This is a genomic window from Bacillus sp. C30 (assembly GCF_040838255.1).
GTDB lineage: Bacteria > Bacillota > Bacilli > Bacillales > Bacillaceae_G > Bacillus_A > Bacillus_A mycoides.
Genome location: NZ_JBFPJH010000046.1, coordinates 1 through 20360 on the forward strand (window position 1 = coordinate 1; position 20360 = coordinate 20360).

21 protein-coding genes and 1 pseudogene are annotated in these 20360 nt (G+C 36.7%); 8 read left to right on the forward strand and 14 right to left on the reverse strand.

The genetic code is table 11. The features are described 5' to 3' along the window. Positions 1-66 precede the first annotated feature (66 nt). The 6 genes from AB3X49_RS07725 to AB3X49_RS07750 all read right to left on the reverse strand — a co-directional run bounded on the left by AB3X49_RS07725 (position 67) and on the right by AB3X49_RS07750 (position 5489). The gene (locus tag AB3X49_RS07725) at positions 67-858 is read right to left on the reverse strand and encodes a DUF2268 domain-containing putative Zn-dependent protease (RefSeq protein ID WP_002030365.1); all 792 of its coding nucleotides are present in this window, start codon (positions 856-858) and stop codon (positions 67-69) included. Positions 859-973: 115 nt separating this feature from the next. After that, positions 974-2212 (reverse strand): beta-ketoacyl-ACP synthase II, encoded by a 1239-nt coding sequence (gene fabF / locus AB3X49_RS07730; RefSeq protein ID WP_367961354.1) that lies wholly within the window; start codon positions 2210-2212, stop codon positions 974-976. A 31-nt stretch (positions 2213-2243) separates the two neighbouring features. Then, on the reverse strand, positions 2244-3176 hold the full coding sequence (gene fabH, locus AB3X49_RS07735; RefSeq protein WP_001100550.1) for a beta-ketoacyl-ACP synthase III: 933 nt from the start codon (positions 3174-3176) through the stop codon (positions 2244-2246). A 435-nt stretch (positions 3177-3611) separates the two neighbouring features. After that, complete coding sequence (locus tag AB3X49_RS07740; RefSeq protein WP_002011319.1) at positions 3612-3788, reverse strand: ComZ family protein; 177 nt, start codon at positions 3786-3788, stop codon at positions 3612-3614. Positions 3789-3852: 64 nt separating this feature from the next. After that, positions 3853-4725, reverse strand: a complete 873-nt coding sequence (locus tag AB3X49_RS07745; RefSeq protein ID WP_367961357.1) for an NAD-dependent epimerase/dehydratase family protein — start codon at positions 4723-4725, stop codon at positions 3853-3855. Positions 4726-4754: 29 nt separating this feature from the next. Further along, a complete protein-coding gene (locus AB3X49_RS07750) occupies positions 4755-5489 on the reverse strand; it encodes a lipase family protein (RefSeq protein WP_063217364.1) in 735 nt (244 codons plus the stop codon). A 156-nt stretch (positions 5490-5645) separates the two neighbouring features. Between AB3X49_RS07750 and AB3X49_RS07755 the strand changes: the two genes are divergently transcribed. After that, entirely contained in the window at positions 5646-5828 is a 183-nt protein-coding gene (locus AB3X49_RS07755) for a YjzD family protein (RefSeq protein WP_001211111.1), read from the forward strand. 31 nt (positions 5829-5859) lie between these two features. On the opposite strand, the gene clpB is transcribed toward AB3X49_RS07755, so the two are convergent. Further along, a complete protein-coding gene (clpB, locus tag AB3X49_RS07760) occupies positions 5860-8460 on the reverse strand; it encodes an ATP-dependent chaperone ClpB (protein WP_367961360.1) in 2601 nt (866 codons plus the stop codon). Between the two features lie 172 nt (positions 8461-8632). Beyond that, positions 8633-8812 carry a YjzC family protein gene (locus tag AB3X49_RS07765; protein WP_002086997.1) on the reverse strand — a complete coding sequence of 60 codons (180 nt, stop codon included), beginning with the start codon at positions 8810-8812 and terminating at the stop codon, positions 8633-8635. A 490-nt stretch (positions 8813-9302) separates the two neighbouring features. Between AB3X49_RS07765 and AB3X49_RS07770 the strand changes: the two genes are divergently transcribed. The 3 genes from AB3X49_RS07770 to AB3X49_RS07780 all read left to right on the forward strand — a co-directional run bounded on the left by AB3X49_RS07770 (position 9303) and on the right by AB3X49_RS07780 (position 10556). Continuing rightward, positions 9303-10112: a Cof-type HAD-IIB family hydrolase gene (locus tag AB3X49_RS07770; RefSeq protein WP_002011310.1), complete on the forward strand. Its 810-nt coding sequence runs from the start codon at positions 9303-9305 to the stop codon at positions 10110-10112. 105 nt (positions 10113-10217) lie between these two features. Continuing rightward, a complete protein-coding gene (locus AB3X49_RS07775) occupies positions 10218-10358 on the forward strand; it encodes a hypothetical protein (RefSeq protein ID WP_000516816.1) in 141 nt (46 codons plus the stop codon). Then, positions 10359-10556, forward strand: a complete 198-nt coding sequence (locus AB3X49_RS07780) for a DUF3813 domain-containing protein (RefSeq protein WP_002011309.1) — start codon at positions 10359-10361, stop codon at positions 10554-10556. Between the two features lie 26 nt (positions 10557-10582). Here the strand turns inward: AB3X49_RS07780 and AB3X49_RS07785 are convergent, their stop codons facing one another. Next, a complete protein-coding gene (locus AB3X49_RS07785; protein WP_002086999.1) occupies positions 10583-11440 on the reverse strand; it encodes a YitT family protein in 858 nt (285 codons plus the stop codon). Between the two features lie 100 nt (positions 11441-11540). On the opposite strand from AB3X49_RS07785, the gene AB3X49_RS07790 reads away from it, so the two are divergent. Then, positions 11541-11672, forward strand: a complete 132-nt coding sequence (locus AB3X49_RS07790) for a DUF3941 domain-containing protein (protein ID WP_001120851.1) — start codon at positions 11541-11543, stop codon at positions 11670-11672. Between the two features lie 130 nt (positions 11673-11802). Next, on the forward strand, positions 11803-12660 hold the full coding sequence (gene prsA, locus AB3X49_RS07795) for a peptidylprolyl isomerase PrsA (RefSeq protein WP_098635458.1): 858 nt from the start codon (positions 11803-11805) through the stop codon (positions 12658-12660). Between the two features lie 154 nt (positions 12661-12814). On the opposite strand, the gene AB3X49_RS07800 is transcribed toward prsA, so the two are convergent. Both AB3X49_RS07800 and AB3X49_RS07805 read right to left on the reverse strand, forming a co-directional pair. Continuing rightward, the gene (locus tag AB3X49_RS07800; RefSeq protein ID WP_367961363.1) at positions 12815-13510 is read right to left on the reverse strand and encodes a hypothetical protein; all 696 of its coding nucleotides are present in this window, start codon (positions 13508-13510) and stop codon (positions 12815-12817) included. 200 nt (positions 13511-13710) lie between these two features. Beyond that, positions 13711-14565 (reverse strand): CvfB family protein, encoded by an 855-nt coding sequence (locus AB3X49_RS07805; RefSeq protein ID WP_002011240.1) that lies wholly within the window; start codon positions 14563-14565, stop codon positions 13711-13713. A 284-nt stretch (positions 14566-14849) separates the two neighbouring features. On the opposite strand from AB3X49_RS07805, the gene AB3X49_RS07810 reads away from it, so the two are divergent. Continuing rightward, positions 14850-15341, forward strand: coding sequence for a YajQ family cyclic di-GMP-binding protein (locus AB3X49_RS07810; RefSeq protein ID WP_002030284.1), 492 nt, complete (start codon positions 14850-14852; stop codon positions 15339-15341). A gap of 18 nt (positions 15342-15359) precedes the next feature. Here AB3X49_RS07810 and AB3X49_RS07815 read toward each other — a convergent pair whose 3' ends face one another. Beyond that, complete coding sequence (locus AB3X49_RS07815; protein ID WP_367961365.1) at positions 15360-16721, reverse strand: alpha-amylase family glycosyl hydrolase; 1362 nt, start codon at positions 16719-16721, stop codon at positions 15360-15362. 157 nt (positions 16722-16878) lie between these two features. On the opposite strand from AB3X49_RS07815, the gene AB3X49_RS07820 reads away from it, so the two are divergent. After that, positions 16879-18111 (forward strand): ammonium transporter, encoded by a 1233-nt coding sequence (locus AB3X49_RS07820; RefSeq protein ID WP_002011245.1) that lies wholly within the window; start codon positions 16879-16881, stop codon positions 18109-18111. 202 nt (positions 18112-18313) lie between these two features. Here the strand turns inward: AB3X49_RS07820 and katB are convergent, their stop codons facing one another. Both katB and AB3X49_RS07830 read right to left on the reverse strand, forming a co-directional pair. After that, on the reverse strand, positions 18314-19780 hold the full coding sequence (gene katB / locus AB3X49_RS07825; RefSeq protein ID WP_367961368.1) for a catalase KatB: 1467 nt from the start codon (positions 19778-19780) through the stop codon (positions 18314-18316). Positions 19781-19839: 59 nt separating this feature from the next. Then, a pseudogene (locus AB3X49_RS07830) lies at positions 19840-20282 on the reverse strand (ferrochelatase). Between the last annotated feature and the right edge of the window lie 78 nt (positions 20283-20360).

Below are 20360 nucleotides of genomic sequence, written 5' to 3' on the forward strand. Positions count from 1 at the left end.
AATATATTCTAATTATTATTTTTTCTTCTATAATATTAAAAAAACAGGAGATAGCTCCCCTGTTTTTCATGAAACATGAAATGTATTTGCTTTATTCAATATTTCTTTCGCATCTATAGATAATAAAGAAAGTGTATTTTCTCCTTCAAATGCTACACAATCTTTCACAATATGAAATCCAAGTGCATAGCCAAGCATTTTCGGATACGAGTGCAGTCCATTTAATAAAACATCATGCTCCCTCGTACCTCTCTTTACGCCTATTCGTTCTTGTATTGAATTCCTCCAATAATAAATAGCATCTTCTTTTGAAATGTAAGTAGTCCACGGTGCACATCTTTTTTCTGTATACCTTTCATACACAGCTTGCTCAGCTAACCCTTCCATAATCATCGTATCAAGTAATGTATACTCTGTTTCTTTCGTCTCAATTTGATGTAACCTACATATATGATGGTATTCATGTGTTAATAAAGCTTTTAGTTCCTCTACTGAATTACGTCCACATACGAATAAGAAAATAACGTGACGCATAGATAAGCCAGCCTTCCCGTTATATTCCTCTTGTACAGTTCGATTGTATGAATCTGATAATAAAATAAAGATAGGGACATCTGGACCTTTTAGCCAACCTTTCAATTTTTCATACTCCATGCTAAGTTCTTTCCAAATTTCTTTCTTCTCTAACTCTTTAATTTCCTGCTCCCCCCGCATTACTGGTCGATACATACCTTTAGAGATTAAAAAGCGATACAGCCTCTCTTTTGGCAATGGAATATACTTTGTAAATTTCTCACAAAGCTTCTCTGGACGTCCATAATACAGATGTAACCATTCTGCCGTTTCAACAACCCCCAACCTTCATCCCTCCTTTTCTTATATATATGCAAAAAAGAAAGGAACGTAAAAGTGATAAAAAATAAATAAGGTGTCTTTTCGTAATACTTTACGAAAAGACACCTTATTGTACATATTATTTATATGCTTTAAATACTAATACTGCGTTATGACCACCGAATCCTAATGAATTACTTAATACAGCTCGCACTTCTTGATGTCTCGCTGTATTTGGTACGTAATCTAAATCACATTCTGGATCTAGTGTTTCATAGTTAATCGTCGGAGGAATTACTCCGTCTGTAATTGATTTAATAGAGAAGATCGCTTCAACAGCACCAGCTGCTCCTAATAAATGACCTGTCATTGATTTCGTTGAGCTAATCGCTACTTTATATGCATGCTCACCGAAAGTTTCTTTAATTGCCATCGTTTCATACTTTTCATTTGCATCTGTACTTGTACCATGTGCATTAATGTAATCAATATCTTTTGGCTCTAGACCTGCATCAGCTAAAGCTTGACGCATCGCACGAACTCCGCCTTCACCGCCAGGAGCAGGCATTGTAATATGGAACGCATCACCAGTTGCACCATAACCAGCAATTTCCGCATAAATGTGAGCACCACGTGCTAATGCGTGCTCTAATTCTTCAAGAATAAGAATTCCTGATCCTTCACCCATTACGAAACCGCTACGATTTTTATCGAATGGGCGGCAAGCCGTTGCTGGATCTTCATTGAATGTTAATGCTTTCGCTGAGCTAAACCCAGCGAATGCCATACTTGTTAATGGCGCTTCTGCTCCGCCTGTTATCATCGCATCAGCATCACCGCGCTGGATTACTTTAAACGCATCACCAATTGAGTTTGCTCCAGATGCACAAGCTGTTACAGAGCAAGTATTAATTCCTTTCGCTCCTGTAGCGATTGACACTTGACCTGCTGCCATATCTGGAATCATCATTGGTACGAAGAATGGGCTCACGCGGCGCGGACCTTTTTCAGTAAAAATCTTAAATTGTTCTTCGTATGTTTCCATACCACCAATACCAGAACCAACCCATACACCAATGCGTGGTGCATTTTCTTCTGTAATTTCAAGCTTTGCATCCGCAACTGCCATTTTCGCTGCTGCTACTGCATATTGCGTAAAGCGGTCCATACGGCGCGCTTCTTTTTTATCTATATATTTTTCGACTTCAAAGTCGTTAATTTCTGCTGCTACTTTTGCAGGAATTTGTTCTGAATCTATTCTTGTAAGTCGTCCGATTCCGGATACACCGTTTTTAATGTTTTCCCAAGCTGTTTCAACATCTGTTCCGATCGGTGTAACAGCTCCTAGCCCTGTAATTACGACCCTCTTTTTTTCCATACAAAATACACTCCTTTTTTTCTCTCAGTCCTTATTTACCCCAACGAAGAGCTACTGCTCCCCATGTTAACCCGCCGCCAAAACCGACTAGTATAATTAAATCACCATCTTGAATACGTCCATTTTGCAATTCCTCTACCATTGCAATTGGAATTGAAGAAGCCGATGTATTACCGAACTTTTCAATTGTCATACTCATTTTTTCTTTCGGTAAATTTAATCTTTCTCTTGCAGATTCCATAATACGAATATTCGCTTGATGTGGTACTAAGAAGTCCACATCCTCTTTCGTAAGTCCCGCTTTTTCTAACACGCGAAGACAGGAATCACCAAGTTGGCGAACAGCAAATTTAAAGACTTCTCTGCCGTTCATCATAACATACTCGTCTTGATAAAGATGCTTACCGCCACTTCCGTCCGCTCCTAATTCAAAAGAAAGTACACCTTTTCCTTCCGAAACAGCTCCCATTACGATAGCACCTGCTCCGTCTCCAAATAGTACTGCTGTATTTCGATCGTTCCAGTCTACAATTTTAGATAGTTTGTCACTACCAACTACTAATACATTTTTATAAGTTCCCGTTTGAATAAATTGCTGCGCTGTAATCATTCCGTACATAAAGCCAGCACACGCTGCACTTAAATCCATTGCGGCTGCGTGTTTTGCGCCAATTGCTTCTTGGATTACACAAGCTACTGCTGGGAATGCGCGATCTGGCGTTACTGTTGCCACTAAAATAAGATCGATATCCTCTCCGCTAATCCCGGCATCTTCAAGTGCTTTTTTAGAAGCCTCTACCGCCATATATGAAGTATCTATTGTATCATCGGCAATGCGTCTTTCTGCAATTCCCGTTCTCGTACGAATCCATTCATCAGATGTATCTACGATTTTCTCTAAATCGTGATTTGTGACTACTTTTTCTGGCACATATCTTCCGATCCCTAAAATGCCCACGTTCACATCGCAGCCCTCCGTTTTATATCAATTATTATGACTTGGTACTAATTTTAAAACATAAATGTACTTTTGTCTAGAATATATTTCAGCTAAAAAAATAAGACAGCGTATTACTAACTTTATTTTTCATTAAAAGAAACAGAAAAATCCCTATCCTTTCAAAAGATAAACTCCCCAATACTTTTGACCTTACTCCGCTCGAAACAAAAAAAGCCCTTACCGCTTCTATCCACAGCTCGAGCCTCTCTCCCATCAAAAAAGAAGGGGTTGGTTTTATTCTTTATCTGCTTTCCCTTCAAAACTAAGACCTTCTCCTCATAACCTTCCCCTTTAGCCTCATCATCCCTCTGGTTTCACTCCGCTCGAAACAAAAAAAGGCCCCAACCGCTTCTATCCACGGCTCGAGCCTCTCTCCCATCAAAAAAGAAGAGGTTGGTTTTATTCTTTATCTGCTTTCCCAAGCTCATATGCTTCGCCCATTACTTTCATCAATAGCTCTAACACCGGCTGTGCTTTCTCCATATCAAGTGCAATTCCATTAGAATCTAAAATTGCCTTTGCTTCTGGTAAATGCTTCATTGCGATTTGTAAAAATTGCATACTTTTTTCGTTCATGTAATCTCTTCCTCTCCATTAAAGCTTTTCAATCAATTATCCATACAATAGTGTAACACGCATGCTACCCTTCGTATAACTCTTTATATTTTTTCATATGTGCCAATTGTTTATTTAAACCGAATTCTACTGGTGTATTTTTTTGAATAGAAATAACCTCTACAGCTTCATCTCTTACTTCCACATTTTTGTTATTTACTTTATCATCTGCATGTAAAAGACTCATACCTTTTTCCCATAACTCTTCTTTTCCACTAAGTAAATTATATATACCGAGGTGTTTTACATTCATTCCATTTTCCCATAAATATTCACATACATCTTCAACGTAAAGTAAATCACTTCCTTTTTCTCCATTTATACAACGGCACTCTTTTTCATCAAGTTCTGATAAAATAAGCTGATGATACATCATAAACGACGGTTGCCACGGCCCATATAATGTAGGAACTCGATATGCACTATATTGTAATTCGCCTTTTTTCAACCCTTCTTCCACTTTCGAAAATAGATGTTTGTTTTCGGATTCTTCAGCGCTTCCTATTTCAATAGAAGAAATTAGATTTAACTTTACTTTATTTTTTTCACACATCCTTACGATTCGTTTTAAATATTGTAATATGACCCTTTCATTCCGAAATCCACTTTGCTGATTCGGCTCATACAAGCAAAAATAAATTGTATCGAAACTCTCTTCCTCTACCGATCGCCATCCGTCTTCATCCCTTATAGAATAGTACGTAAATAACGCATTCCGCCCAATCAACAATAATTTCTCTTCATTAATTTTTGTCATACTATCAAATTCATCAAAATCAAGACCATATACTTCTACTTCTTCTGCAATCATTTTATTCACAAGGTGATAACCTACAAACGTAAGTGCACCTATAATCAGCACGCGTTTCATACCACCAACCCTTTCCCCTTGAAACAAATAGCTCCTCATTTATGTATATGGGAGCTTCACAATTCTTCTTCATATTTTTTAAAGAAATCAGTCGTTTGTCTAACCATTTTATATTTCACATCTTGCAGATGGAATAAAACAGAAGTATCGCATTGATTGAATTGCCTCATTTTCTCGTATTTACGTAACAATTGTTTTCTTCCTCTTTTTTCCTGTGTTGAGACAAAAATTTTAACAGGTACACAAGACGGCAGAAGCGCAAATGATTTCTTATTTATTTTTGATTCTAATTCTTCTTCTTTGGAATCGTACGCCAAACTTAATTCCTTCACTAATCTTTTGTAAAAAAACTTATGCTCTTTCTCAAAATCCACATATTCTGGTAAATCTAAACACGGATTTAACATAACGACAGAACGTATACATTCAGGGTATTTGTTCATCATCTCCAGTGCTACAAGCGCTCCCATACCATCTGCCATAATGTGCATTTTCGCATTCAATGTCTCTTTTCTTAGAACGACATCATACAAACGTTTTGCAAGACGAACAGCTCGATCGTTCCCCCAATGCCTTCCGTATAAGTTAGATGAAAAGACCGTATAGCCTTTTTCAATAAGGCCCTGTAAAAAATAAGCTCTCCCTGCATGCTGTGTCCATAAACTTGTACCATTCTCAATAAAATAGTTATAATCTCCTAGGAGCATAACAGAAAATCCATTTGGCTTTTCCGGTAAATAAATTACACATGGTTCTTTTTCTAAGTAAAAAAAACGTTCCGTAATACTCATTTTTCCCCCGCCTTATTTTCTAAACGTATAAAAGTACTCTTTTATAATGTATGAACAGAATGCAAATTTGCGTTGAAAAATCTACAAATATTTTTCTATATTCTTTTTTCAATTGTGTTACAATAAGGACAGATTGAACGAATAGAGGTGTAAAATATGCGTTTCATTTGGGCATTAATTTGGTCGTTCGCGCTTGTACATATGATGAGCTACGTAATCGGCTCTATGACTGGCGGTACATACGATTTTAACCAAGCGTCTATTTTCTCAGTTGTTCTTGCGGTATTAGTATTAGCGATTGCAGCTGCGATTCCAAACGAGCCAGTAGAACAACACTAAAAAGAGTCCGGATTTTATCCGAACTCTTTTTTTACTTTACATGAACGACTAATTCGTTATTTTCTACATCAACCACTACGTGACTATTATCAGTAATCACTCCTGCAATTAATTCTCTCGCTAATTTCGTCTCAACTTGACGCTGTACGTATCGTTTTAACGGACGAGCTCCGTACAGCGGATCGAATCCAGCTTCTACAACAAATTCTTTTGCAGATTCCGTCAATTCTAATGATATGTGGCGATCTGCTAAACGCCCTTGTAATTCTTGTACAATCTTATCAACAATACCTTTAATTTCATTCCTTGTAAGAGGTTTGAATAAAATAATTTCATCGACACGGTTTAAGAATTCTGGTCGGAAATGTCCTCTTAATTGTCCCATTACAAGTTCTCTTGACTCTTCTTTAATAGAACCATCTTCTTCTAGCCCTTCTAATAAGTGAGCAGATCCAATATTTGAAGTCATAATAATAACCGTATTTTTAAAGTCTACTGTACGTCCTTGTGAATCTGTAATGCGGCCATCGTCTAACATTTGTAATAAAATGTTGAATACTTCTGGATGTGCTTTTTCGATTTCATCTAACAAAATAACAGAATATGGTTTACGTCTTACTGCTTCTGTTAATTGTCCACCTTCTTCATATCCAACATATCCAGGAGGCGCTCCAATTAAGCGTGACACTGCGTGTTTCTCCATATACTCAGACATATCGATACGAATCATTTGCTCTTCACTGTCAAATAATGTTTGCGCTAACGTTTTTGCAAGCTCAGTTTTACCAACACCTGTAGGGCCTAAGAAAATAAATGAACCAATTGGACGATTCGGATCTTTAATACCAGCGCGAGCACGAAGTACTGCGTCTGATACAAGGCTTACCGCTTCCTCTTGACCGATAACACGCTCTGATAAAATTTGTTCAAGACGTAATAATTTCTCACGTTCACCTTCAACGAGTTTTGCGACAGGAATACCAGTCCACCTTGAAACAATGTCTGCAATTTCTTCTTCACTTACTTCCTCGCGTAATAAACGATTCTCTTGTTTATTATGTGCACCCATCTCTTCCGCTTCTTTTAACTCTTTTTCGATAGCTGGAATTTTCCCGTGGCGAAGCTCAGCTGCTTTATTTAAATCGTAATTTCCTTCTGCTTCTTCTAACTCACGGCGCAAGCGCTCTAAATGTTCACGTAAGTCACGCACTTTATGAATGTCTTCTTTTTCTTTCTCCCATTTCGCTCTCATACTACTTGCAACTTCTTTTAAATCCGATAATTCACGTTGCAATGTTTTTAGGCGCTCTTGACTACCTAAGTCCTTTTCTTTCCCAAGAGCAGCTTCTTCAATTTCCAGCTGCATAATGCGGCGCGTTACTTCATCTAGTTCTGTTGGCATAGAATCAATTTCTGTTCGAATTGTTGCACAAGCTTCATCAACAAGATCAATTGCTTTATCGGGCAAGAAACGATCCGAAATATATCGATCTGATAAAACAGATGCCGCTACAATCGCGCGGTCATGAATATTTACACCGTGATAAATTTCAAAACGCTCTTTTAAACCACGTAAAATGGAAATTGTATCCTCAACAGTTGGCTCTTCTGCTAACACTTGTTGGAAACGTCTTTCTAACGCTGGATCTTTCTCAATATATTTACGGTATTCATCTAATGTCGTTGCCCCGATACAATGCAGTTCACCACGCGCTAGCATTGGTTTTAACATATTTCCCGCATCCATCGCTCCTTCTGTTTTACCAGCGCCGACGATTGTATGAAGTTCATCAATGAATAATAAAATGCGACCTTCACTCTTTTTAATTTCATTTAATACAGCTTGCAGACGTTCTTCAAACTCACCGCGGAATTTTGCTCCGGCCACAAGTGCACTCATATCTAAAGCGAAAATTGTTCTATCTTTTAATCCTTCTGGGACATCTTTTTTCACAATACGCTGCGCTAATCCTTCAACGATTGCTGTTTTACCAACACCTGGCTCTCCGATTAAAACGGGGTTATTTTTCGTTTTGCGTGAAAGAATGCGGATCACGCGGCTAATTTCACTATCTCTGCCAATTACAGGATCAATTTTCCCCGCTCTTACTTCAGCCACTAAATCACGGCCATATTTTTCTAACGCTTCATAAGTTGCTTCTGGATTTTGACTAGTCACTCTTTGATTCCCCCGAACTGTCATTAAAAACTGTAATAAGTTGTCTTTCGTAATATAAAATTTTGTAAATAATTGATTTATATCGCCTTTTTCTTCAGAAAAAGCAAGTAATACATGTTCGACTGAAATGTAATCATCTTGCAATTTCTCCGCTTCTTTTCCTGCTCTTACAAGCAGTTGTTGCAAAGCACCTGTTACATATAATTTCCCTGCCTCTGCCCCGCTTCCAGTTACAGAAGGCTTTTTCTTAATTAAACTTTCTACACCTTGCTTTAACGCTTCTATATCGACATTCATTTTTTGAAAAATACGTACCGTTAATCCGTCTTGTTGCTCTAATAACGTAAGCAATAGATGAACAGTATCTACTTCTTGATGATGATGAGATACCGCTAAAGATTGAGCACTCATAATCGCTTCCTGTGTTTTTGTTGTCATTTGATTTAAGTCCATCTTTACAGCCCTCCAAATATTTGACTTTCTTTGACCTTTGATTTGATTATACGCCAACTGACTTTTTTATACAATAATTTTGCTTATGTAGTTCAAACTTATTATTGGAAAAAGAAAAAAGTAACATTCATTTTCCTAATCAAAAAAGCCGCAATAACGATTGCGGCTTCTGTTACGGTTTTCTTTTATATGTCCACTGACGGTTATGATTTGCGTTCTCTGGAAACTTTTCACCGGCAGTTAATTGTACCATTTGCGGATTTTTCACCATACTTCCCGTTTCACCAATTTCTACGTAAATGCCATCATTTGGCGCTTTTTGCCCTGAACGAAACCTGCGATTTTGTCCCATTTCCATTCTCCTTCCATGACGTCTTGCCTCATTAGTATATCCATTTTAAAAGAAAGCTTTTCTGTCATGTTTAGGAAACAAGTACTACGGTTTACCCATGTACATATATATAATTACACAAGCTTAAGCAGGAATTATTGGCATATTTGTTGAAAAAAAAGAAACCAACCTACTTTAGGCCAGTTTCAAAGGAGAGTCAAACATATACGAGAAGATTACATGTTCATTATAAGTCGCATCATTCAAACAATGTAACCCTTTTCACAAATTGTACATAATGAAAGAAACATTGTTTGAACTTTCTAAAAAGATATTGACTTTCCCTAATTTCCAACGAGAAATAGTAGACACCACAGCGCTTCGCGACGTAAGATGGATATATAGTGAAACTTTCATCTACAGTAGTTTCACCCAGTCTAACCTCTTATTTCTGCATATTAAAAACGTAAATACAGATAGAATCAAAAAATTTATTATAAGAGGTGAAATTATGAACAAACAACATTTAATCGCATTAGACTTAGACGGAACTTTATTAACAGACAACAAAATAATTTCTCCCAGAACGAAAAACACAATTGCAAAAGCAAAAGAACAAGGACATATTGTCGTTATTTCAACAGGACGTCCATTCCGCGCTAGTTACGATTATTATAAAGAACTTAGCCTTAACACACCAATCGTAAACTTTAATGGAGCTTACGTGCATCACCCTCTTGATTCAAGTTGGGGAACACATCACTCTCCTCTTGAACTTTCAACAGCGCAAGAAATCGTCCGAGCTTGCTTTGATTTCGGCGTGAAAAATGTCTATGCTGAAGTCATCGATGATGTGTATGTCCGTGAAATTGATGAAGATAAAAAACATATTTTCGAATTCGGTTCTCCAAGGATTTTCACAGGAGATTTATTAAATATTTTAAACGACCATCCAACTTGCTTATTAATCGATGCACATGACGAGCATTCTGCTGCAATTCGCCAACATTTAACAGATATGCATGCTGAAGTCATCGACCATAGAAAATGGGGTGCGCCTTGGCCAATTATTGAAATTGTAAAAAGCGGATTAAATAAAGCTGTCGGATTACAAAAAATTTCAGGCCATTATAATATTCCTAAAGAGCGAATTATCGCTTTTGGTGATGAGGATAACGACTTTGAAATGATCGAATTTGCTGGTCATGGAATCGCAATGGGTAATGCAATTCCTGAATTAAAATCACTCGCAAATCATACGACATTAACGAATGAAGAAGATGGTATCGCTCTATATTTAGAAGAGGTTCTTGGATTGTAATCTAAAAATTCCCTGCTTATAGTTTCTCGCCAAACGCTCATACTATTATTAGACGCAAAAGTCAGCGCGTCAATTGTTTTCAGCTAAATAAAGGGGGTTTTTCGAATGGGTAAAAAGAACAAATCAAAACGTTTTATCCAGCAAGGAGCCGATGCTGTTATGAAGCATGATGCAAGATTCCCGTACAGAGGTACATTAGCTGAGGCAGAAAAAGCGAGAAGTAACTCTTCATTTGGAGGGGTTTAAATGGGGAATTTACTATTCCAACAAGCTAGAGACGCTGTTTCAAGTGCCGTTTCTTGTTCAAGTGGCGCTGAACAACAGGAACTCGTTTATAGAGCAAAAAACTCTTTGCACTCTGCTTATGCAAACTCTTCAACTGCTGAAAAAGTTCAGCTACGTGAAATGCAGGAGCAATTGCAAAACATTACGAATTCGCATTAAAAAAGGAGGACCAGCTTTGGTCCTCTTTAATCTTTTCTAAACAATCCAAACACACCGACCGTTTGCAGTATATTTGTAAATGCACCTGGGTCCACTTGTTTAATAACCCTCTCTAATTCGTACAACTCGTAACGAGTAATAACAATCATTAACATTTCTTTATTTTCATTTGTATAAGCACCTGTTGCTGGTATAGTTGTAATCCCCCTCACTAAGCGAGAGTGAATCGCTTTTCGCACATCTGCCCCGTTCTTTGTAACAATTAATGCCGTAATCTTCACATGACGGGTATGAATCGCATCAATAATTCTCGTTGATACATACAAAGTGACTAAAGTATATAATGCCTTTTCCCATCCATACACATAGCCAGCGGCGATAATGATAAGTGCATTAAAGAAGAAAAAATACGTGCCGATAGGCTTATCTTTTATTTTTGATAAAATCATGGCAATAATATCTAGACCACCTGTAGAAGCCCCCCACTTTAAAGCAACCCCTACCCCAATCGCTGAAATAATACCACCAAAAATCGCATTCAATATAATATCGTGCGAAACCGCTCTAACTGGGATAATTTCTAAAAACAAAGTCATAAATACAACGCAAAGAAAACTAAAAAATGTAAAGGCCTTCCCAACCTTTTTCCACGCTAAAATAACGACAGGAATATTAAACAAACTAAACAATACCCCCGTAGATATATGAATAGATAAAAAGTCACCTAATATTTGTGACAATAATTGAGACAATCCAGCAAAACCACTCGCATACACTTTCGCTGGTGTTAAAAATAAATTCATCCCAATCGCATTTAATAAACCCGCAATAATTACAACGACTAACTTCTTAATAAGTTCAGTATAATTCAGCTTCAAATCCATTTCTAATCCACCTTTAGTATTCATGAATGCACCGCTATACATAGTCTTTACGAAAAAGGAAATGATAAACATACAACGTTTAGAAATGGAGTTGATACATATGCCACATACTAGCGATAACGACAAAAAAGCACGCGACAATAATGCAAAGCGCACTCAAAAAAATGAACAAGAGCAAAAAAATATTCAGCAAGGAAAACGTGCATATTCTAAGAAAACCGATCACCTTTGATTACATCGTACATCAACGTTAATGTTGATGTACTTTTTTTACATTTTACAGGGAAAAAACATTAAAAATTCACTTCATGTTCACTTCTATATTCTACAATAGCGATAACATATTCGGATGAGGTGTTAGCATGAAAGGAAAAAGTACATTCATTATCACTGCACTAATAAGTATATTAATGCTATCTGCTTGCGGACAAAAAAATGACTCGGCCACAATCGCTACAACAACAAACTCAACCATTACGAAGAGCGATTTCGAAAAACAATTGAAAGATCGATACGGAAAAGACACGCTATACGAAATGGTAGCACAAGATGTTATTACTAAAAAATATAAAGTATCTGATGATGCAGTAGATAAAGAAGTAGAAAAAGCAAAAGATCAATATGGAGAACAATTCAAAGCAACACTAGAAAATAATCGTTTAAAAGATGAAGAAGATTTCAAAAATCAAATTAAATTCAAACTTGCATTGAATGAAGCGATTAAACAAAGCGTTACAGAAAAAGATGTGAAAGACCACTATAAACCAGAAATTAAAGCTAGTCACATTTTAGTAAGTAACGAAAATGAAGCGAAAGAGATAAAGAAGAAATTAGATACCGGCACTTCATTTGAAGAATTAGCAAAACAAGAATCTCAAGATTTAGCATCAAAAGATAATGGCGGAGACCTCGGATACTTCGGGGCAGGCAAAATGACACCTGAATTTGAAAAAGCTGCCTACAAATTAAAGCCCGGCCAAATTAGCAATCCCGTAAAATCACCAAACGGCTATCACATTATTAAACTAACTGATAAAAAAGATTTACAACCTTACGATAAAGTGAAAGACTCTATACGTAAAGACTTAGAAGAAGAACGTCTTGCCGACCCTTCCTTCGGTCAAAAATTATTACAAGATGAATTAAAAAAGGCGGATATTAAAATAAACGATAGTGACTTGAAAGATACATTTTCTCATCTTTTTGGGAAAGGGAACTAAAATAAAGCACGATCTTATTGAAAAAATAAGATCGTGCTTTTTTAATCTTCTATCAACATTTTTAACTTTTTCTTCAAGATTTTATAATCCCAAGTGATATGATCTAATTCTACCTCCATTTTAATCCGATGCTTATACCTCTTTCTCTAACAAGTTATATGCATTTCAAAATTAACCACGGATACCACAATACCTCTTCTGCCTCAATTTCCCCATCATCAATTAAATGGATAATCTGCTTTGCATCTTCATACTTATCAACAAGTGATAATTCATTTAATTGCTTACCAAAATCCTCTTGTAAATTATTATGAATAAAAGAATAAAAATTATTGTTACTAAAACCACATATATCAAATCCTAATATTTCATCGTTCTCAACATCAGCAGGTAATGCACTTTCGATAAAATCATATATAGAAACTTCAAAATCATTTTCTTCTCGCTCATTCATTAAGAAATCCGTCCGATACTCTTCTGAAAGATGCAAACTAATCATCTCTAAATTTTCTATCCCTTTTAAATAATTTCGCTTAAAGAATCTCGCATCTTCTAAATTTTTAAAAGCATTCGGCCACGAGAACTTTTCTTCTTCCATTAGTGTATCTAAAAAAGATTGTCCACTTTCATGTTCCTCTTTACTAATCTTCAACCTTCCATTTATCATCTGAGCAATAGGATCATTTTTATTTGAATTACACCAAGGGAAAAACCAATAATCCGGAAATGTAGGCCGAATCCCATTACATATTGTTAAAATCTTTTGTGATAGCCCCTCAATATTGCATTCTTTATAGATAAGTTCCCTATCGTAGGAAATTATGAGGTACCCTGAACTATAATATTTCATTTACATACCTCATTTCTTTTCAATCAAAATTAAATTCAAACTCTCTCTCATATAGATATAACTATCTATCCCTTCTATATTTTTTAAAATATTCCTCTTCCAATGATTCTCTTACTCCCTTTCTCCTTTTGTGCCGAACGTAAAAAGAACTACCTCCTCCCTAATAAACTTAGAGAAAAAATAGTTCTTTTTCATTTATCTTATTTCTTAAAGTAAGTCCAGCCTTCTTCTTGGTAAATCTTTTCTTCTTTCATCAGTTTACCAAGTGCGCGCTTAAAGGCAGCTTTACTCATATTGAAACGTTCTTTAATGTCTTCTGGGTTGCTCTTATCCCAAAACGGCATTGCTCCGCCTCGTTCTTCCATATATGCATAAAGTACTGCTGCATCATCTTCCATTCCTTCTTCTTTACGAGGAAGAAGTGAAATATTAATTGTACCGTCATCTTTTACGTCAATAATACGACCTGTTACGCGCTCACCGATGCGGACTTGTTCTTTTCTTTCTGTATGGTGTAAGAAAGCACGGAAATGCTCGTCAGTTAGTATGAATGAACCAACTTGAAGTGAGCGATACACACGTCCATTTACGTTTTTATTACGCATAGATGGCGTTGCATCTACGATAATTTCTTGCATATCACTGTCTCTTGCCGGAAGAGCAATTAAACGATCACGATTCGTTAATTTTAACGTACAATATAATTCGTCGCCTTCCTGAGGCCATACTGGCATATAAATTGGAAACTCATCAAGTGGAATTAGTATATCTTTCGATACACCAATATCAACAAATACACCTAAACTAGGAATAACTTCTACAACCTTTACCCAATTCCAATCATGCGTTGTAATAATTGGTTCCTTCATTGTTGCTGAAATACGATTTTGGTGATCAAGGTATAAGAATACATCAATCGTATCGCCTTCTGCAATTTCTCCAGCTAATTCGTTTTTATGTAGGAAGATTTCTTCCTCTTCGTTTCCAACCATATATCCGATTTCCGTTTCGCGTAAAACAGTTACCTGTTCAATCGATCCTAATTGCAAATACATATTTTTTAATTCCCTTCTATATATATAAAATTATCTTTTTTATCATTCCAAACAAAAGTTAATTATAACACGATTTTTCCTTTATTTGTCCAACTGCCCAAAATTCACTATAATTAAATAAAGACTGTATCTATAGGACTATATTCCCCTACGGATGATCCGTCAAAACACTTAAGTTGCAACACTCTATCTAATCGATGTATTTTCCGCTATACTTTAATATGTATATTACATAGCCTATTTAGGTGCATGAAAAGATAGAAATTTATTTGGAGGTGCTAACTATGGCAAAAGAGAGTTCTTTTGACATCGTTTCGAAAGTAGAATTACCTGAAGTAACAAACGCAATTAACATCGCATTAAAGGAAATCCAAAACCGATATGACTTTAAAGGTAGTAAAAGTGATATTAAATTAGAAAAAGAAGTACTTGTTTTAACTTCTGATGACGAGTTCAAATTAGACCAAGTAAAAGACGTTCTAATTTCTAAACTTGTAAAACGTAACGTTCCAATTAAAAACTTGGACTACGGAAAAGTTGAAACTGCATCTGGTAATACTGTTCGCCAACGTGCAACTCTGCAACAAGGTATCGATAAAGATAACGCGAAAAAAATTAACAACATCATTAAAGAAATGAAATTAAAAGTAAAAACGCAAGTACAAGATGACCAAGTACGCGTAACAGCGAAAAGCCGTGATGACTTACAAGCAGTAATCGCAGCCGTTCGCAGCGTTGACTTACCAATCGACGTACAGTTCATTAACTATCGCTAAGAAAAAAAGATCCTCTATCTATACAGAGGATCTTTTCTTTTTAACCGCAATTAAAAAAGCAATAAATAATACGTTCACACCGACTATTAAGGAGATAAACAACCAATTCACACCTGTTTCTTCGCTAACTTTATACACATTCGACTCTTCGCGCTTTAAAACAAGATAAAACTTTCCGTTTTCTTCTCTTATAATTTCGTCTTCTAACAATCCTCTTAACTCTTGTTTTTCACCAATTGCACTTACAGGTAAGGAGACCTTTTGCGTTTCTTTCGTATTATTAATCGCTACTAGTGTTACTTCATCTTTATACTTTCTTTTTAGTATACTCATTCCATCCTTATCATATAGAAGTTCAAACGTACCACGTCGTAAAGATGGTCTCGCTTGTCTAAGTTCACCTAGCTTCGTTATGTGCTGCATAAACTTTTCATCAGATTTGAAGTCCATTAATCGTCTATTATCTGGAGCATCTCCCCCATCTAATGCGATTTCAGTTCCGTAATAAAAATTCGGTATCCCCGGGGATGTTAATAAGTAAGTGATCGCTAGTTTTAAACGAGACGGCGGGTAATACATATTTTCTTTTGCAATACGTGCAAATCGCTTTGTTTCTTGATTATCTAAAAACGTAGCGAATTCCTCTTCTTTTCCACTCACATCATATAAAGGTTTCACAGACATATCTGCTTTTGAAAATGACTCTACTATTTTTTTATAGTACTCATTATCTTCCTTTGTCATAATGTGAAAATCTTTCTTTACCTTCTGCAAATCCTTTTGCACTTCATCCCAAAAAGCACGCGGCTTTTTTTCACTATGTATCACATAACTTCCGTCTAAATCGACTTCTTTTATCCACCATTTCATCGAGTCTATTAATTTTTGTTCATTTTCTTCATACGGAAATTGAAAGACAACTTTCATTCCTTTTTTGTGAGCCTCATTTACAAGTTCTTTCACATCATTTTCTGTTCCGAAATGTTCATTTACTTTTTGAAAATTTCGAACGCTTAATCCGTCATACTTTTCACTTTCAAAAAGCGGTGAAAGCATAATAGTAGTAAATCCCATTTCTTTTATGTAGTCCAATCTTTTTATAATCCCACGTATATCTCCGCCCTGATACCCTTCTAAATTACCAACGTCTAACTGTTTGTCATTTTTCGATTCTCCGTTATTAAAGCGATCAATCATAATGGAATATATAACTTCATCTCGCCATTCCCTTTTTTCTTCCGCAAAAGTATGTACTGGCACAAACAAAATAACAGCTAAACAAAAACAAATGAATAGTTCCTTAGTCCATATTTTTTTCACACGCATCCCCCAAAATTCCAATTGTAAGAATATTATACCAATTTTTAGAGCAAATCGCATACGTTGATTTTACCCCCCAAAAATATATCATGTTAGGTTTTCTAACATCAACTAAAAAGTTTTCTGAATTTTTAGTTGATTTTTCTTTTTATTTCGAATATGATATGAAACATAACATATAGATGTTATTTTTTCTAACATCCTAGGAGGAGAGAGAATGAATACGGGAGATACAGTTTTTATTTTTGTAACGACAGTAATGGTCATGTTGATGACACCAGGATTGGCACTTTTTTATGGGGGTATGGTTCGCAGTAAAAACGTACTCAGCACGACAATGCACAGTTATAGCGCAATGGCTATCGTTTCGATTCAATGGATTGTTATCGGTTATTCTTTATCATTCGGGCCAGATTGGCACGGACTTATCGGCAATCTCGATTGGTTCGGTCTAAACGGAGTTACCTACGCACCAAACCCAGACTACTCATCTACTATTCCTCACAATTTATTTATGATGTTCCAACTCATGTTCGCTATTTTAACTCCCGCTTTAATTTCAGGGGCATTCGCCGAAAGAATGCGATTTTCTGCCTTTCTTATTTTTATCCTTCTTTGGACAACAATCGTTTACAATCCTGTCGCTCATTGGGTGTGGGGCGTTGGCGGATGGCTGAGAGAACTCGGTGCGTTAGACTTCGCTGGTGGTAATGTCGTTCATATCACATCTGGCGTTGCTGGTCTTGTATTAGCTATTTTCCTTGGAAAACGAAAAAATATAAGCGGTACCTCCCCTCATCATTTACCATTTACAATGTTAGGCGCAGGCTTACTCTGGTTCGGCTGGTTCGGTTTCAACGTCGGTAGTGCATTATCTTTAAATGACGTAGCTTTAACTGCATTTATTAATACAAATATAGCCGCCGCTGCCTCAGCTCTAACTTGGATGCTTTCTGAATGGTTCTTCCAATCAAAACCGACTGCGATGGGGGCTGCTTCCGGGGTTGTTTCTGGTTTAGTCGCAATTACGCCGGCTTGTGGATTCGTTACACCTTTCTCCGCTCTTCTTATCGGAGCAATCGGCGGTATATTATGCTTCGGAGCTGTCTTCTTCTTAAAAAACAAATTCGGATACGACGATACACTCGATGCATTTGGATGCCACGGCATCGGAGGAACTTGGGGCGGTATTGCAACTGGACTATTTGCAACTACTACTATAAATAGCGATGGTGCTAACGGATTATTTTACGGAAACGCCACTCTCCTTTTCAAACAACTTGTAGCAATCGGAGCAACATATGCATTCACGATCATAATGACGTACGCCATTATTAAAGCCATTAACTTCTTCCTCCCTGTTCGCGTCGATGAGCACGAAGAACAAATGGGGCTTGATATTTCGATGCACGGGGAGAAAGCTTATGAGTATACTGAGCGAGTAAATTAAAAAAGAGATGCAATCTATTAATAGTAGATTGCATCTCTTTTATCGCACTGATTAGCATATCCCATCCTGTATTCCCATAAATATATCGATCGTTTCTTTCAATATATCGATTTACCGACGAATTCCGACATAGCTAAAACGCAAAATACCCTGCATGATTTTACACAAAAAAGACGACCGTTTAACAGTCGTCTTTTCCTATTTATTTCGGAGCATTCCCTACATACTGCGTAATATCAACATTTAACGCCCCAGCTAAACGCATTCCATAGTCATGATCTGCGCGGAAGAAGTTACAAATAGCTAGTAATTTCGTGCGTTCATTTACATCTCTTAAGTCATTTGTTAAATTAGCAATTAAGTTGTCTTGCTCTTCTTTAGAGAATGAACGGTAACGCTCACCCGCTTGCTTGAAGTCATTTGGTTTTTCAATTTTTTCACGAGATACGTAGCCTTCTACTTTCATAGTTGAATCGCGGTAAGCTGGATCCTCAACTGGATTTTCAGTATGACGGCTCGGTTCGTAGTTTATTGTAGATGGGTTTTGATCCACTTGCATCGCACCATCACGTTGTTGATTACGAACAGCTGCGTATGGGCAGTTTACAGGAATTTGTAAATAGTTTGCACCAAGGCGATAACGCTGCGTATCTGGGTAAGAGAATAAACGACCTTGTAATAATTTATCTTCAGATGGTTCAATACCATTTACAGTTGCACTTGGAGTAAACGCCGCTTGTTCTACTTCCGCAAAGAAGTTTTTCGGGTTACGATTTAACGTCATTGTCCCTACTTCAATTAATGGGAAGCGATCTTCCGGCCATACTTTCGTTGGATCTAGTGGATCGAAGTCTAAAGAGTCCGTTTCATCTAGTTGCATTACTTGTACGTGTAAATCCCATTTCGGATAGTTTCCTTTTTCGATTGCATCGAATAAATCACGAGTTGCATGATTGAAGTCTTTTCCTTGCACTTCTTGCACTTCTTTCGCACTTAAGTTACGCACACCTTGCTGTGGCTTCCAATGATATTTAATGTAAACGATTTTACCTTCTGCATTAATCCATTTAAATGAATGTACGCCGAAACCTTCCATTTCACGGTAGTTTGCCGGTGTACCATAATCAGAAAATACCCATGTCATCATATGTGTAGATTCTGGAGTTAACGTCATGAAATCCCAGTAACGATCTGGCGTTTGAACATTTGTATCAGGTGCTGGCTTTAAAGAATGCACCATGTCAGGGAATTTAATTGCGTCACGAATGAAGAAAACTGGTAAATGGTTACCTACGATATCGTAGTTTCCTTCTTCTGTATAGAATTTAACAGCGAACCCACGCGGATCACGAGCTGTCTCTGGAGAACCTTGACCATGAATAACCGTTGAGAAACGAACGAATACAGGTGTTTCAGTTCCTTCATTTTGTAAAAACGCTGCTTTCGTATATTGCTTCATGCTGTTTTTCGTTACGAATACACCGTGAGCACCTGCACCACGTGCATGCACAACACGCTCAGGAATACGTTCACGATCAAAGTGAGCAAGTTTTTCTACTAAATGATAGTCTTCTAACAATACCGGTCCACGGCGACCAGCTGTACGAGAGTTTTGGTTATCTCCAACTGGAGCACCTTGGTTTGTTGTTAAGCGATTATTTGGATTCATCAAGGGGGATCCTCCTCTTTCCTTCATAGTAATTATTATTTATTTAAAATTATTATAAACTAATTATTATTCAAAATTAAATCCTTGTCAACTATTTCCTTCATTTTTTTGGAAACAATTTCAGCTAAACAATCAATAAATACAGATTGTGAATTGGGCATATTTAGTCTAAAATATGCGGCATTTAATTCATCAGTTACAACTTTACATTCATAATCGGTGTCATATAAAACTCCTAAATCGAGCAATGTGTTTTAAACCTAAGTAACAAACAAATTCATACTCTGTAAACATTTTATTCATTGAATCTGTTAATTTATACGCCTGCTCTTTCATTATTTTCCCAAGCGGTGAAATTCCACCAATTGCTTTATACCGTCCGATTAAATTTTGGAGCGCTTCTTCAGACGGCTTACGCCCGTGACGAATGCGAGTATACATCATCTAATGACTCCGGTGTTCCATATGCCATTACAAGCAAACCTATTTTCTTCTTCGTCATCTATATAGCACCTCAATTTTGGAAATGAGAATCTTTTTCAAGAACATTTGTTTCCAATTATAACAAGCAATAATAAAT

Excerpts from the sequence above, each read along its gene's own strand:
- fabF (WP_367961354.1), bottom strand. The coding sequence starts at position 2,212 with ATGGAAAAAAAGAGGGTCGTAATTACAGGGCTAGGAGCTGTTACACCG.
- AB3X49_RS07740 (WP_002011319.1), bottom strand. The coding sequence starts at position 3,788 with ATGAACGAAAAAAGTATGCAATTTTTACAAATCGCAATGAAGCATTTA.
- AB3X49_RS07750 (WP_063217364.1), bottom strand. The coding sequence starts at position 5,489 with ATGAGTATTACGGAACGTTTTTTTTACTTAGAAAAAGAACCATGTGTA.
- AB3X49_RS07755 (WP_001211111.1), top strand. The coding sequence starts at position 5,646 with ATGCGTTTCATTTGGGCATTAATTTGGTCGTTCGCGCTTGTACATATG.
- clpB (WP_367961360.1), bottom strand. The coding sequence starts at position 8,460 with ATGGACTTAAATCAAATGACAACAAAAACACAGGAAGCGATTATGAGT.
- AB3X49_RS07765 (WP_002086997.1), bottom strand. The coding sequence starts at position 8,812 with ATGGGACAAAATCGCAGGTTTCGTTCAGGGCAAAAAGCGCCAAATGAT.
- AB3X49_RS07770 (WP_002011310.1), top strand. The coding sequence starts at position 9,303 with ATGAACAAACAACATTTAATCGCATTAGACTTAGACGGAACTTTATTA.
- AB3X49_RS07775 (WP_000516816.1), top strand. The coding sequence starts at position 10,218 with ATGGGTAAAAAGAACAAATCAAAACGTTTTATCCAGCAAGGAGCCGAT.
- AB3X49_RS07780 (WP_002011309.1), top strand. The coding sequence starts at position 10,359 with ATGGGGAATTTACTATTCCAACAAGCTAGAGACGCTGTTTCAAGTGCC.
- AB3X49_RS07785 (WP_002086999.1), bottom strand. The coding sequence starts at position 11,440 with ATGGATTTGAAGCTGAATTATACTGAACTTATTAAGAAGTTAGTCGTT.
- AB3X49_RS07790 (WP_001120851.1), top strand. The coding sequence starts at position 11,541 with ATGCCACATACTAGCGATAACGACAAAAAAGCACGCGACAATAATGCA.
- prsA (WP_098635458.1), top strand. The coding sequence starts at position 11,803 with ATGAAAGGAAAAAGTACATTCATTATCACTGCACTAATAAGTATATTA.
- AB3X49_RS07800 (WP_367961363.1), bottom strand. The coding sequence starts at position 13,510 with ATGAAATATTATAGTTCAGGGTACCTCATAATTTCCTACGATAGGGAA.
- AB3X49_RS07805 (WP_002011240.1), bottom strand. The coding sequence starts at position 14,565 with ATGTATTTGCAATTAGGATCGATTGAACAGGTAACTGTTTTACGCGAA.
- AB3X49_RS07810 (WP_002030284.1), top strand. The coding sequence starts at position 14,850 with ATGGCAAAAGAGAGTTCTTTTGACATCGTTTCGAAAGTAGAATTACCT.
- AB3X49_RS07815 (WP_367961365.1), bottom strand. The coding sequence starts at position 16,721 with ATGCGATTTGCTCTAAAAATTGGTATAATATTCTTACAATTGGAATTT.
- AB3X49_RS07820 (WP_002011245.1), top strand. The coding sequence starts at position 16,879 with ATGAATACGGGAGATACAGTTTTTATTTTTGTAACGACAGTAATGGTC.
- katB (WP_367961368.1), bottom strand. The coding sequence starts at position 19,780 with ATGAATCCAAATAATCGCTTAACAACAAACCAAGGTGCTCCAGTTGGA.